Annotated in this window: 12 protein-coding genes; 3 read left to right on the top strand and 9 right to left on the bottom strand. The window is 66.1% G+C overall.

Annotated elements, in window-relative coordinates; translation table 11 throughout:
• Positions 1-7 precede the first annotated feature (7 nt).
• The gene (locus tag A3A5_RS0124315; protein ID WP_018313097.1) at positions 8-1,966 is read right to left on the bottom strand and encodes a long-chain fatty acid--CoA ligase; all 1,959 of its coding nucleotides are present in this window, start codon (positions 1,964-1,966) and stop codon (positions 8-10) included.
• A gap of 276 nt (positions 1,967-2,242) precedes the next feature.
• On the opposite strand from A3A5_RS0124315, the gene A3A5_RS0124310 reads away from it, so the two are divergent.
• Both A3A5_RS0124310 and A3A5_RS0124305 read left to right on the top strand, forming a co-directional pair.
• A complete protein-coding gene (locus A3A5_RS0124310) occupies positions 2,243-2,911 on the top strand; it encodes a Crp/Fnr family transcriptional regulator (protein WP_018313096.1) in 669 nt (222 codons plus the stop codon).
• A gap of 1 nt (position 2,912) precedes the next feature.
• Complete coding sequence (locus A3A5_RS0124305; protein WP_018313095.1) at positions 2,913-3,335, top strand: DUF3293 domain-containing protein; 423 nt, start codon at positions 2,913-2,915, stop codon at positions 3,333-3,335.
• Positions 3,336-3,382: 47 nt separating this feature from the next.
• Here A3A5_RS0124305 and A3A5_RS0124300 read toward each other — a convergent pair whose 3' ends face one another.
• The 5 genes from A3A5_RS0124300 to A3A5_RS0124280 form a co-directional block, all read right to left on the bottom strand.
• Positions 3,383-3,694 carry a hypothetical protein gene (locus A3A5_RS0124300; protein ID WP_081623980.1) on the bottom strand — a complete coding sequence of 104 codons (312 nt, stop codon included), beginning with the start codon at positions 3,692-3,694 and terminating at the stop codon, positions 3,383-3,385.
• 185 nt (positions 3,695-3,879) lie between these two features.
• The gene (locus A3A5_RS0124295; protein WP_018313093.1) at positions 3,880-4,734 is read right to left on the bottom strand and encodes a 3-hydroxybutyryl-CoA dehydrogenase; all 855 of its coding nucleotides are present in this window, start codon (positions 4,732-4,734) and stop codon (positions 3,880-3,882) included.
• 44 nt (positions 4,735-4,778) lie between these two features.
• Entirely contained in the window at positions 4,779-5,216 is a 438-nt protein-coding gene (locus A3A5_RS0124290) for an HIT family protein (RefSeq protein ID WP_018313092.1), read from the bottom strand.
• A gap of 142 nt (positions 5,217-5,358) precedes the next feature.
• A complete protein-coding gene (gene icmF, locus A3A5_RS0124285; protein WP_018313091.1) occupies positions 5,359-8,649 on the bottom strand; it encodes a fused isobutyryl-CoA mutase/GTPase IcmF in 3,291 nt (1,096 codons plus the stop codon).
• A 282-nt stretch (positions 8,650-8,931) separates the two neighbouring features.
• Complete coding sequence (locus A3A5_RS0124280; RefSeq protein WP_018313090.1) at positions 8,932-9,270, bottom strand: DUF2917 domain-containing protein; 339 nt, start codon at positions 9,268-9,270, stop codon at positions 8,932-8,934.
• 225 nt (positions 9,271-9,495) lie between these two features.
• Here A3A5_RS0124280 and A3A5_RS0124275 point away from each other — a divergent pair, with 225 nt between their 5' ends.
• Complete coding sequence (locus A3A5_RS0124275; RefSeq protein WP_026201077.1) at positions 9,496-10,902, top strand: PLP-dependent aminotransferase family protein; 1,407 nt, start codon at positions 9,496-9,498, stop codon at positions 10,900-10,902.
• Positions 10,903-10,908: 6 nt separating this feature from the next.
• Here the strand turns inward: A3A5_RS0124275 and A3A5_RS0124270 are convergent, their stop codons facing one another.
• From A3A5_RS0124270 to A3A5_RS39330, 3 genes are all read right to left on the bottom strand, one after another.
• A complete protein-coding gene (locus A3A5_RS0124270; protein ID WP_018313088.1) occupies positions 10,909-12,306 on the bottom strand; it encodes an amino acid permease in 1,398 nt (465 codons plus the stop codon).
• A gap of 335 nt (positions 12,307-12,641) precedes the next feature.
• Complete coding sequence (locus A3A5_RS0124260; RefSeq protein ID WP_018313087.1) at positions 12,642-12,992, bottom strand: VOC family protein; 351 nt, start codon at positions 12,990-12,992, stop codon at positions 12,642-12,644.
• An 85-nt stretch (positions 12,993-13,077) separates the two neighbouring features.
• Positions 13,078-13,521, bottom strand: a 444-nt coding sequence (locus A3A5_RS39330) for an aldehyde dehydrogenase family protein (protein WP_035813629.1), incomplete at its 5' end; no start/stop codon positions are given.

The following is a 13,521-nucleotide window of genomic DNA, read 5'->3' as shown; positions in this document are numbered from 1 at the left end:
CCCTCGCTCATGCCGCGCGCGCCGCCACCGGCAGGCGCTTCGCATTGACCAGCTTCAGCGTGGCCGACACGCTGCCCTCGCGTCCGTCTTCAAACTTGACGCGCGTCTCGATGAACTGCTCGGATTTACCTGCATAGAGCGCCTCCACCAGCACGCCATATTTGTCGGCGATAAAGCCGCGGCGCACCTTGCGCGTGCGCGTGAGCTCGTCGTCGTCCGGGTCCAGTTCCTTGTGCAGGACCAGGAAGCGTGCCACCTGCGAACCGGCCAGCATCGGGTCGTTGGCCAGGTCTGCATTCACCTGGTTCACGCACTCGCCGATCATCTCCAGCACGTCGGGCTGCGCGGCCAGGTCGACATAGCCGGCATACGGCAGGTGGCGGCGCTCGGCCCAGTTGCCCACGGCCTCGAAGTCGATATTGATAAAGGCGCAGACCTGGTCGCGGTCGCTGCCGAAGGCCACCGCTTCCTTGATGTACGGGAAGAACTTCAGCTTGTTCTCGATGTACTTGGGCGCGAACATCGAGCCATCGGCCAGCTTGCCCACGTCCTTGGCGCGGTCGATGATCTTCAGGTGGCCGTCGGCGTCGATCACGCCGGCGTCGCCGGTCATGAAGTAGCCTTCGTCGTTGATGGCCTCGCGGGTGGCGTCGTCGCGCTTGTAGTAGGACTTGAGCAGGCCCACGCCGCGCACCAGCACCTCGCCGTTGTCGGCGATGCGGATTTCCATGCCGGGCGCGGCCGGGCCGACTGAATCGAACTTGACCTTGCCGTCCGGCTGCAGGCACACATAGGCGCAGGTCTCGGTCTGGCCATAGAACTGCTTCAGGTTCACGCCGATCGAGCGGTAGAAGCGGAACAGGTCTGGTCCGATCGCTTCGCCCGCGGTATAGCCCACGCGGATGCGGCTCATGCCCAGCACATTGCGCAGCGGACCGTAGACCAGCACTTCGCCCAGGGCGTAGCGCGCGCGCTCCGCGAGCGATACCGGCTGGCCGTCAAGGATATGGGTGCCGCAACGCTTCGCCACATCCATGGCCCAGTGGAACAGCTTGCGCTTGATCCAGCCGGCATCCTCCATGCGGATCATCACCTGCGTCAGCAGCCCTTCATAGATGCGCGGCGGCGCAAAGTAGTAGGTGGGGCCGATCTCGCGCAGGTCGGTCATCACTGTTTCCCGCGATTCCGGGCAGTTCACCGTGAAGCCCGCCACCATCGCCTGCGCGTACGAGAACAGGTTGTCGCCCACCCATGCCATCGGCAGGTAGGACAGCACGTCGTCGTCCGCGCTCAGCTTGTCGAAAGCGCAGCCGTTGCGCGCCGCGCCGATCAGGCCGTAGTGCGAATGGCATACGCCCTTGGGCTTGCCGGTGGTGCCCGAGGTATAGAGGATGATCGCGGTGTCGTCGGGCTGGCCGGCGGCGATGGCCTCGTCATAGAAGCCCGGGTGCGCCTGGTCGAACTCGCGGCCCAGCTCCTGCAGCCGTTCATAAGACATCAGCGACGGATGGTCGTAGTCCATCAGGCCGCGCGGGTCTTCAAAGATGACGTGGCGCACGGCGCGGCCGGACTCGGCCAGCTGCGCTTGCACTTCCAGCAGCTTGTCGACCTGCTCCTGGTCCTCGACGATGGCGAACTCGATCTCCGCATCGTTGAGCACATAGACCATCTCATTGGCGATGGCGTCCTGGTACAGCGGCACCGGCACGCCGCCCAACGCCTGCGCCGCGGTCATGGCCCAGTACAGCCGCGGGCGGTTGTCGCCCACCACCGCCAGGTTCATGCCGCGCCTGAATCCGAGCGCGGCCAGCCCGCATGCCAGCGCCCTCACCTGCTGTGCCGCCTGGGCCCAGCTGTATGTCTGCCAGATGCCGAGATCCTTCTCGCGATGAGCCGGATGATCCGGCCGCTGCTGGGCGTGCGCCAGCAGCCATCGCGGGAAGGTCGTCGCCGACGATTCCTGCATCGCTGTCTCCTGTCCCTCCGGCGTGGGGATCCACGCCCGGTGTCAAGCGCCGGTCCGGTCGTTATACTTGGCTTGCTTTGCCCGCAGCATCTGCCGCATCGCATCAAGCCCGGTGTGCCTTTCCTCAGGGCGCCGGGAAAGCGTTTCCGCCTTCCCCGGCGTGCCGCTTGTGGCACCCGCGGTTCCGTTGTGATCGTACGATAGTCCATGCCAACCACCCGGGTTGTCACGCCGGTGACAATTCCGGGTTAATCCCTACGGGAGCTTCTGCAGGCCATGCTGAACGATTTTGTCGACCGCTGCGTGTGGGCAGCAGACCTGAGTCCCGAGCAGCGCGAGCGCGTGCGCCGCGCCATGTTCGTGCACGAGTACACCCAGGGCGACTACGTCTGTCACAAGGGTGACATGGCCGAGCACTGGATGGGCGTGCTCGAAGGCATCGTCAAGATCACCACGGTGTCGCCGTCGGGCAAGTCGGTCACGTTCACCGGCGTGCCCACCGGCGGCTGGTTCGGCGAAGGCGCGGTGCTCAAGTCCGAGATCCGCAAGTACGACGTGATGGCGCTGCGCCGCTCGACCATCGCCTTCCTGCCGCGCGACACTTTTCAGTGGTTGCTGGATACCAGCCTGCCGTTCACGCGCTTCCTGCTGACGCAGTTCAACGAACGCCTCGGGCAGTTCATCGCGGCGGTGGAATACGAGCGGCTGCTCGACATCGATTCGCGCGTGGCGCGCGCGGTGTCGTCGCTGTTCAATGAGCACCTGTATCCGGGGATCGGCACGACGCTGGAGATCTCGCAGGAAGAGATCGGCCTGCTTGCAGGCATCTCGCGCCAGCGCGCCAACCAGGCGCTCAAGGTGCTGGAACAGCAGGGCCTGGTGCGGGTGGACTACGGCGTGATCGAGGTGCTGGACCTGGAGGGGTTGCGGCAGTACGGGGAATAGCGTGGCCAGCGCCATCGACGACGCCACGCTGCGGGCCTATCGCGAAACGCATTACCGCGTGCTGGGCGACCTGCCGATGATATTGCGGGTAGACGAGCCCAGCGCCCCGCTGGCGGCGCTTCACCACGCGCTGGGCGTGGCATCGAGCGCCTTCATCACCGCCGCCAACCCGTTCAGCCAGCGCTGCGACGACCACGCCAACGCGCACCGGCAACAGGCGCTGGCGCAGGACATAGCGAAGATGGGATTGCGCGCGATCGAAGCCGCCGGCGAGCATCCTGCCAACGGCTGGCCGGCCGAGCCGAGCTTCCTGGTGCCGGGGCTGTCGCTGCAGGATGCGCGGACCCTCGGCGAGAAATACGAACAGAACGCGGTGGTGTGGAGCGGCGCGGACGCGGTGCCGCGGCTGGTGCTGCTGCGCTGAACGTCGCGCCGCGCCGCGTCGTGGCGGCGCGTCAGCCGGCGAGAGGGTCAGTGGCCGTGGCCACGGTGACCGTGCCCGTGATGGCGATCGTAGTGCCGATAGTCATGATGGTGATGCCGCCCGCGCCACTCACTGCGGCCATACCAGCGGCGTCCGTCCCAGTAGCGGTCGCCATGCCAGCCGTGGTAGCGCGGCGCATAGACCACGGGCGGCGGGGGGGCCACATAAACAGGGGCCGGGGCCACATAGACCGGCGCGCCGACCTGCACGCCCACATCCACATGAGCCATCGCCGAACGGGCCGCCAGCAGGGACATTGCGCCCGCGAGCAGCGCAGCAAAGAGAATCGGGTGAGCCATGGAGCTTGTCTTGTCGTAAACGGAATGGGTGCACTCTACCGCGCATTCCTGTTACCGGATGCGGCGGAGTGTTTCGGCATATAACGCCGTGTAAGCGGGATTTGGCGGCGACCGGGAACCGGCACCGGGAAAAGCGGCGGCCGCCCGGAGGCGGCCGCCGTACCACGCGGAAAGTGCCGGGCAGCTTACTTGCTATATACGTACACGCCGCGGCCAGTCTTGCGGCCCAGGTAGCCGGCCGCCACCATCTCACGCATCAGCATCGCCGGGCGGTACTTCGGATCGGCAAACTCGGTGTACAGCACTTCCATCACGGCCAGCATGGTGTCCAGGCCGATCATGTCGGCCAGCGCCAGCGGGCCGATCGGGTGGTTGCAGCCCAGCTTCATGCCTTCGTCGATCTCTTCCGGCGAGGCCAGGCCTTCGCCCAGCACGCAGAAGGCTTCATTGATCATCGGGCACAGGATGCGGTTGACGACGAAGCCCGGGCTGTTCCTGACCGTAATCGGGTACTTGCCCAGCTCCTTGGCCAGCGCTTCCACGGCGGCGTGGGTGGCGTCGCTGGTCTGCAGGCCGCGGATCAGTTCCACCAGCGCCATCACCGGCACCGGGTTGAAGAAGTGCATGCCGATAAAGCGGTCGGCGCGCGAAGTCACGGCGGCCAGCTTGGTGATCGAGATCGACGAGGTGTTCGATGCCACGATCACGTTCTCGCCGACGACGGCGTCGATCTGCTTGAGGATCTTGACCTTCAGGTCGTAGTTTTCGGTGGCGGCCTCGATCACGATATCGGTGGCCTTGAGATCGTCATACGACGTGCTGCCCTTGATGCGCGCCAGCGCGTCGGCCTTCTGGGCCTCGGTCAGCTTCTCTTTCTTGATCAGCCGGTCCAGGCTGCCCGCCACGGTGGCGACGCCCTTCTGCACGGCGGCGTCGCTGATGTCGACCATCACCACGTTAAGACCCACCACTGCGCACGCCTGGGCGATGCCGTTGCCCATGGTGCCGGCACCGACGATGCCTACAGTCTTGATTGCCATCTTGTCTTCCTCTGCTTGCTTGGTTGAATGCTTTGATGCTTGATTCAGGCCGCCTGCTCGCGCAGCGCGGCGATGATGCGTTCCGCATGCCCCTTGAGCAGTTCCGGGTCCTGCATCTCGCGCGCGTGGCCGCGCAGCGCGCTGTCGGCATAGCGCGGCACGATATGGAAATGCACGTGCGGCACGGTCTGGCCCGCGGCCGCGCCGTTGAACTGGCCGATGGAGATGCCGTCCGGCGCAAACGCTGTGCGCACCGCGCGCGCCACCCGCTGCGTGGCAACGATGGCGGCCTGCGCGCCCTGCTCGGACAGGTCGAACAGGTTGACCGCGGCTTCCTTGGGCACCACCAGCGTATGGCCGTCGGCCTGCGGCATGATGTCCATGAAGGCGATGGTGTCGTCGTCCTCGTACACCTTGATGCACGGCAGCTCGCCGCGCAGGATCTTCGCGAAGATATTGGTCGGGTTGTACTGGGTGTCCATGGTCTTTGGCTTGCGGTTGTCTCGAATACGTTTGCCGTGGCGCGGCCGCCGGCGCAGCCTTCGAGTGTAACGCAGGGCGGCCCTTCACTGCGGCCGCCCTGCGCGGTAATCGGGCACTGCTTGCTGCGCGGTGCCGCCGGGTCTACATATTGCGCCGGTACTGCCCGCCCACCTCGAACAGCGCATGGGTGATCTGCCCCAGCGAGCAAACCCGCACCGCGTCCATCAGCACCGCAAACACGTTCTGATTGTCGATCACCGCCTGGCGCAGCCGTTGCAGCATCGCCGGCGCCTCGGCCGCATGGGCCTGCTGGAACGCCTGCAGGCGGTCGAGCTGGCTCTGCTTCTCGGCCTCGCTGGAGCGCGCCAGTTCCAGCTTCTGCGGGACCGGGTCGCCGTCCGGGTTGCGGAACGTGTTCACGCCGATGATGGGCAGCGTGCCGTCGTGCTTGAGCTGCTCGTAGTAGAGCGACTCTTCCTGGATCTTGCCGCGCTGGTAGCCGGTCTCCATCGCGCCCAGCACGCCGCCGCGCTCGGCAATGCGCTCGAACTCCTGCAGCACCGCCTCTTCCACCAGGTCGGTCAGCTCCTCGATCAGGAAGCTGCCCTGGTTGGGGTTCTCGCACCTGGCCACGCCCCACTCGCGGTTGATGATCAGCTGGATCGCCAGCGCGCGGCGCACCGACTCGCCGGTGGGCGTGGTGATGGCCTCGTCGTAGGCGTTGGTGTGCAGCGAGTTGCAGTTGTCGTAGATCGCGATCAGCGCCTGCAGCGTGGTGCGGATATCGTTGAAGTCGATCTCCTGCGCATGCAGCGAGCGGCCCGAGGTCTGGATGTGGTACTTCAGCTTCTGGCTGCGCTCGTTGGCACCGTACTTGTCGCGCATGGTCACAGCCCAGATGCGGCGCGCCACGCGGCCCAGCACGCTGTACTCGGGGTCCATGCCGTTGGAGAAGAAGAACGACAGGTTGGGTGCGAAATCATCGATATGCATGCCGCGCGCCAGGTACGCCTCCACATAGGTGAAGCCGTTGGACAGCGTGAACGCCAGCTGCGAGATCGGGTTCGCGCCGGCTTCGGCAATGTGGTAGCCCGAGATCGACACCGAGTAGAAGTTGCGCACCTGGTGGTGGACAAAGTACTCCTGGATATCGCCCATCACCTTGAGCGAGAACTCGGTGGAGAAGATGCAGGTGTTCTGCCCCTGGTCTTCCTTGAGGATGTCGGCCTGCACCGTGCCGCGCACGTTCTGCAGCACCCAGGCGCGGATCTTGGCTTCCTCGTCGGCGGTGGGCTCGCGCTGGTTGTCGGCGCGGAACTTGTCGAGCTGCTGGTCGATGGCGGTGTTCATGAACATCGCCAGGATGGTTGGCGCCGGGCCGTTGATGGTCATCGACACCGAGGTGCTCGGGCTGGTCAGGTCGAAGCCGTCGTACAGCACCTTCATGTCGTCGAACGTGGCGATCGACACGCCGGAGTTGCCGACCTTGCCGTAGATGTCCGGACGCACATGCGGGTCTTCGCCATACAGGGTGACCGAGTCGAACGCGGTCGACAGGCGCTTGGCATCCATGCCTTCAGACACCAGCTTGAAGCGCCGGTTGGTGCGGAAGGCGTCGCCCTCGCCGGCGAACATGCGGGTGGGGTCCTCGTTCTCGCGCTTGAAGGCGAACACGCCGGCGGTGTACGGGAAGCTGCCGGGCACGTTCTCGCGCATCAGCCACTTGAGCACCTCGCCGTCATCCTCGAAGCGCGGCAGCACCACCTTGCGCACCTTGGTGCCAGACAGCGTGGTGGTGACCAGCCCGGTGCGGATCTCCTTGTCGCGGATCCTGACCACGTATTCGTCGCCGCTGTAGGCCTCGCGCATCCGCGGCCACATGGCGAGCAACTTGCGCTCGACCTGGCCGAGGGCGGTGTCGCGCTCTGCGGCCAGCGCGTCCAGCGCGGCGCCATCGCCCTGCGCTGCCTGCAGCATGGCGCTCGATGCGAGCAACTGCTGGCGCTCGCGCGCGATGCGGCTCTGTTCGATCACGCGGCGGTGGTAGCCGCGCACCGTGTCGGCCAGTTCCGCCAGGTAGCGGCTGCGCGCCGGCGGCACGATCACATTCTGGCCGGTGGAAATGCGCCCCCACAGCGCGGGCAGTGAGCCTGGCTGCAGCTTCAGGCCGCGTTCCGCCAGCGCTTCGCGCAGGCCCTGGTACAGCATGGTCACGCCATCGTCATTGAAGCGCGACGCCTGCGTGCCATAGACCGGCATGTCCTCGGCCTTGCCGTGCCATTGCTCGCGGTTGCGCTGCACCTGCTTGGCCACGTCGCGCCACGCGTCCTGCGCGCCCTTGCGGTCGAACTTGTTGATGGCGACGAAGTCGGCGAAGTCCAGCATGTCGATCTTCTCGAGCTGGCTGGCCGCGCCGAACTCGGGCGTCATCACATAGAGCGACAGGTCCACGTGCGGCACGATGGCCGCATCACCCTGCCCGATGCCCGAGGTCTCAACGATCACCAGGTCAAAGCCCGCCACCTTGCACGCGGCGATCACGTCCGGCAGCGCCTGCGAGATCTCCGAGCCCGCCTCGCGCGTGGCCAGCGAGCGCATGAAGATGTTCGGGTGGTTGATCGCGTTCATGCGGATACGGTCGCCCAGCAGCGCGCCGCCCGACTTGCGCCGCGACGGGTCGATCGAGATCACGGCGATGGAGAGCGCATCCTGCTGGTCCAGCCGGAAACGGCGGATCAGCTCGTCGGTCAGCGATGACTTGCCGGCACCGCCGGTGCCGGTGATGCCGAGCACCGGGATCGACGCCGCTGCCGCTTGCGCATGCATCGCCTGCACCAGCGCCGGATCGGCCTTGTCGTTCTCTAGTGCGGTAATCAGCTGCGCCAGCGCGCGGCGGTCACCGCCGGCGACCGGTTCGAGCGAGGCCGGCGCATAGCGCGACAGGTCGATGTCGCAGCGCTGCACCATGTCGGCAATCATGCCGGCCAGGCCCATGCGCTGGCCGTCCTCGGGGCTGAAGATGCGCGCCACGCCATAGGCCTGCAGCTCGCGGATCTCGTCCGGCACGATCACGCCGCCGCCGCCGCCAAAGACTTGCACGTGCTCGCCGCCCTTTTCGCGCAGCAGGTCGACCATGTACTTGAAGTATTCGACATGGCCGCCCTGGTAGCTGGAAATCGCGATGCCCTGCGCGTCTTCCTGCAGCGCCGCCGTCACTACTTCCTCGACCGAGCGGTTGTGGCCGAGGTGGACCACCTCGCAGCCATGCGACTGCAGGATGCGGCGCATGATGTTGATCGAGGCGTCATGGCCGTCGAACAGCGACGCCGCCGTGACAAAGCGCACCTTGTTGACCGGACCGCGGCCTTGCGCGGTCGGCTTGGGCTGGGGCGCCCCGCGGCGCACATCATGCACATCGGAAAGATCGGTCATTGTCTCCACCGTTTCTGGTGTTGGCTGCCACCGCGGCATGCGCCGGAAGTGCCGTTCTGTGCCGGCTTGGCTGCAAAAGCGCGGGCTGCGCCCCGGGTCGGGGCCGATCGATTATATGACGTTGACGTTAACGTAAAGCAATGGGGCGGAACCCCGAGACCGGCGTGCGTGGGACGGGGGCTGTCCCTATAGAGTAGGCGCCCGCGGCAGGCGCCGCGCAAGCACCCGGGCAAACAAAAGGCCACCCGCAGGTGGCCGTTCCGGCAAAGCGTGAGTGGACGCTCAGGCCCAGATCCTGGGGCACTCCCCGAACGCATCCGTGCTGTGCTCCTCCACCCGGTGCCGCATCACCCGCAGCCATGCCGCCAGCCGCCGCAGCGACCACGGCGCCGGCACCTGTGCCAGCGTGAAGCGCGCGCCCGCGCCATCGCCCGACAGCCACACCCGGTAGCCCTCCGGCAACGGCAGTTCGGCCCCCGGCTCCAGCCAGATGTCGTTGGGATTGCCTTCCACCGTCACCCACAACCTGCCCGCCGCCGCGCAGACGGTCTGCCCGTAACCGGCGCGCCAGCTCACTGGCTGCCCAGGCTCATCCAGTTCGAAAGTCCGTAGTTCGCGCATGTCCCGCTCCTCATCGCCCGGCGGTCGCGTCCGGCGCCGGCCCCCGTGGATGCGGAATGATCACGGTAGCCGGCGCCTTCCTCCGCCACGCTTCCATTATTCGCATCCGTTACTACAATCCCATGTACAGTTGTGAACAGTTTTCGATGAACTGTTCAGTAGTTTTCCCTGACAGTTGTCGCTTGTAGCGATCTGCGCCTACCGGCTTCCCCCGGCTGCCTGCCCATGAAATTAATCTTAGATGCTTCCACCGGAATTCCACTGACCGAGCAGATCGTTGCCGGCGTGAAGGCGTGGATCGGCAACCGCGAAGCACGGCCCGGCGCACGCCTGCCGTCGATCCGGCAGCTGGCGGCGGAGAACGGCATCAGCCGCTTCCCGGTGATCGAAGCCTATGACCGGCTGGTATCGCAAGGGCTGCTGGATTCGCGCCAGGGTTCGGGCTTCTATGTAGCGGACAGTCCGCTGGCGGGGCGCTCGGCGTGCGGCTGGTCGGATCCGAGCCTGGCCGAGGATCTTTCCGACCACATCCTCGAGCAGTTCAACCACCCCAGCGGCACGCTCAAGCTGGCCGGCGGCTTCGTGCCCGAGACCTGGCGCGACATTGAGGGGCTGACGCAGGCGATCCGCGCGATCTCGCGCAACGAGATCGACAGCGTGATCCACTACGCCACGCCGATGGGGCATCCGGAACTGCGCCGCCAGGTGTTGCTGCGCGTGCGCCAGCTGGGCATCGCCGCCGAACTGCCGCAAGTGCTGATCACCACCGGTGCCAGCCAGGCGCTGGACCTGGTGGTGCGCCACCTGCTCAAGCCCGGCGATACGGTGTTCGTGGAAGATCCCGGCTACTACAACCTGTTCGGCCTGCTGCGGCTGCACGGGGTGCAGCTGGTGGGCGTGCCGCACACGCCCAACGGCCCCGACCCGGAGGCCACCGAGGCGCTGCTGCGCCAGCACAAGCCCAAGCTGTTCTTCACCAACAGCGTGCTGCAGAACCCGACCGGGTCGACGCTGGCGCCGCCGGTGGCATTCCGGCTGCTGGAGCTGGCGCGCCGGCATGGCTTCCGCTTTGTCGAGGACGATATCTTCTCGGACTTCCAGACCCACTTCACCGACCGGCTGGCCACGCTGGACCAGCTTGAGCACGTGATCTACATTGGCGGCTTTTCCAAGACGGTGTCGGCCTCGCTGCGGGTCGGCTACCTGGTGGCCGACAAGGCGCTGATCAAGGACCTGGTCGATGTGAAGGTGCTGACCAGCGTGGCCGGCTCGCACTTTGCCGAGGCGGTGACGGCGGCGCTGCTGGAGCGCGGCGGCTTCCGCAAGTATGTGGAGCGGCTGCGCCTGCGCGTGCGCGAGGCCTCGGCCAATGCCGTGCGGCAGCTGACCGGCAACGGCTGGGAGGTGTTCTGCCAGCCGTCCGGCGGCAACTTCCTGTGGGCACGCCCACCAGGGATCGAGGATTCGCGCGAACTGGTGACGCTGGGCGAGGAATACGGCGTGACGCTGGCGCCGGGCAACTACTTCCGCCCGGGCGGCGAGACCTCGGCCTGGATCCGGATCAACGCCGCCTATGCCAACGAGCCGCGCGCGGTGACCTTCATGAAGGCCGCGGCCGAGCGCGGCAATTGAGGGAGTTCAGCCCCCGTGGTTATGCAGCACGGCATTGCGCCGTGCATAGGCGAAGTAGATCACCAGCCCCACCGCCAGCCAGATCAGGAAGGCGGCCCAGGTCAGCGCCTGCAGGTGCGCCATCAGGAACAGGCAGAAGCCGATCGACAGCAGCGGCACCACCGGCACGCCCGGGCAGCGGAACGCGCGCGGCAGTTCGGGCCGGGTCTTGCGCAGCACCAGCACCGCCACTGAGATCAGTGTAAAAGCCGCCAGCGTGCCGATATTGATCAGCTCGGCCAGCACGTTCAACGGCACCAGCGCGGCAATCGCGGCAAACACGATGCCCACGGTCCAGGTGGCGAAATACGGCGTGGCATGCACCGGGTGCACTGAAGACAACCGCTCGGGCAGCAGGCCGTCGCGCGACATCGCAAAGATCACGCGGGTCTGGCCATAGGTCATCACCAGGATCACCGTGGTCATGCCCAGGATTGCGCCCAGGTCGACAAAGCCCGCCACCCAGTTCTGGCCCGCGAACTGCAGCGCCAGCGAGACCGGGTGGTCCACGCCGGCAAACTTCGCGAACGGCACGATGCCGGTCATGATCGCCGCCACCACCACATACAGCACCGTGCACACCACCAGCGAACCGATGATGCCGATCGGCAGGTCGCGGCGCGGGTTGCGCACCTCTTCCGCGGCCGAGGTCACCGCGTCGAAGCCGATAAAAGCAAAGAACACCAGCGCCGCCGCATTGAAGATGCCGGCAAAGCCGAATGGCGCAAACGGCTGCCAGTTGGCCGGCTGCACATGCCACACGCCCACCGCGATAAACAGCAGCACCACGCCGATCTTGATCGCCACCATCAGGTTGTTGATGCGCGTGGATTCGCGCACACCGTACGACACCACCCAGGTGATGGCCAGCATGATCAGGCACGCCGGCAGGTTCAGCATAGTCTTCACCCCCGGCACGGAACCCGGCGCTGCGGTCAGCGCCGCCGGCAGCTTCAGCCCGAAGCCCGCCATCAGCGACTGGAAGTAGCCCGACCATCCCACCGACACGGCGGACGTGGCCAGCCCGTATTCCAGCAGCAGGTCCCAGCCGATCATCCACGCGACGATCTCGCCCAGGGTGGCGTAGCTGTACGTATAGATCGATCCCGACACCGGGATCGCCGAGGCAAACTCCGCGTAGCACAGCGCGGCAAAGCCGCAGGCCAGCGCCGCGATCACGAACGACACCGTCAGCGCCGGCCCCGCGGTGAGCGCGCCGGTGCCGGTCAGCACGAAAATACCGGTGCCGATGATGGCACCGATGCCCATCATCACCAGGTCGGTCGGACCCAGCACCTTCTTCAGGCCATCATCGCGCGCGACGGCCAGCATCGCGTCGATGTCCTTGGTGCGGAACAAGCTCATTCAGACTCCCTGCAACGGTGGCCGGGCACGCGGCGGCAAGGCGGCGGCCCGGAAAAAGGGCGATAGTTTACGCCTGCCGCGGCGCGAAGGCATCACATTGCGCGCCCGCGCGTGGCAGGCGCGTCATCGAATGGTAGGAAAGGCCAGGCTGGCCGGCACTGACCGCAGACAAGACCGCAGAAGGAGGATGTCAGCCGCCGCAGCCGGGCGCCAACAGGGTGCCGTCCACGCGCGCCAGTATCCCGTTAAGTTCCAGCACCTGCCGGAACATTGGAAAAACCGGAACGCCGGGATCCTTCCGCCAAGCTGGCGCCGGCGGCACGGAATACCCACGCTCAGGCGTGCATGAGGATATTCACCAGCCGCCCGTACGGATCACGCACGTAGAAACGGCGCACACCCCACGGCTCGTCGACCGGACCGTACTCGATGGCAAAGCCCGCAGCCACCATGCGCCGATGCGCCTCATCCACATCGTCGACCTCAATGGACAGGTCCGGCACGGGCGTGCCGCCGCCGCCCTCGGAAGCGACGCTGACCTGGACGGACATGGCAGCACCGCTGCCATACGTCTGGATCCAACCGTGATCCATCAGCAGGTCAAGCCCAAGGACGTCCTGGTAGAAGGCGCGCGCCAGCGAAGGCTCCGCCGCCGGAATATTGGCAACGATTCGACGGACTTTCATCTTCCTCCAGCCCTGGATGCGAGGAGCCACTCCGAGTGCGCGCAATCGGCAGGACGGCACTTCAAGTGCTGTCCACCACAACAACCTACTTGGCCACCGGCATGGTGAACTCAGCGCCCTTGGCGATCGAATCCGGCCAGCGCTGCATCACGCTCTTGTAGCGCGTGTAGAATCGCACGCCCTCTTCGCCATAGGCATGGTGGTCGCCGAACAGCGAGCGCTTCCACCCGCCAAACGAATGCCACGCCATCGGCACCGGGATCGGCACATTGATGCCGACCATGCCCACCTGGATCTGCCGCGCAAACGCGCGCGCAATGCCGCCGTCGCTGGTGTAGCACGACACGCCGTTGCCGTACTCGTGCGCATTGATCAGCGNCACCGCTTCGGCAAAGTCATGCACGCGCACCACCGACAGCACCGGACCGAAGATCTCTTCCTTGTAGATCGTCATGTCGGGCTTGACGTGGTCGAACAAGGTGCCGCCGACATAGAAGCCCTTCTCATGGCCTGGCACGGTGTGACCGCG

Origin of the sequence: Cupriavidus sp. UYPR2.512, assembly GCF_000379565.1 — a bacterium.
In the GTDB taxonomy this organism is placed as follows: domain Bacteria; phylum Pseudomonadota; class Gammaproteobacteria; order Burkholderiales; family Burkholderiaceae; genus Cupriavidus.
This window is presented reverse-complemented; position numbering and strand designations above follow the sequence as displayed.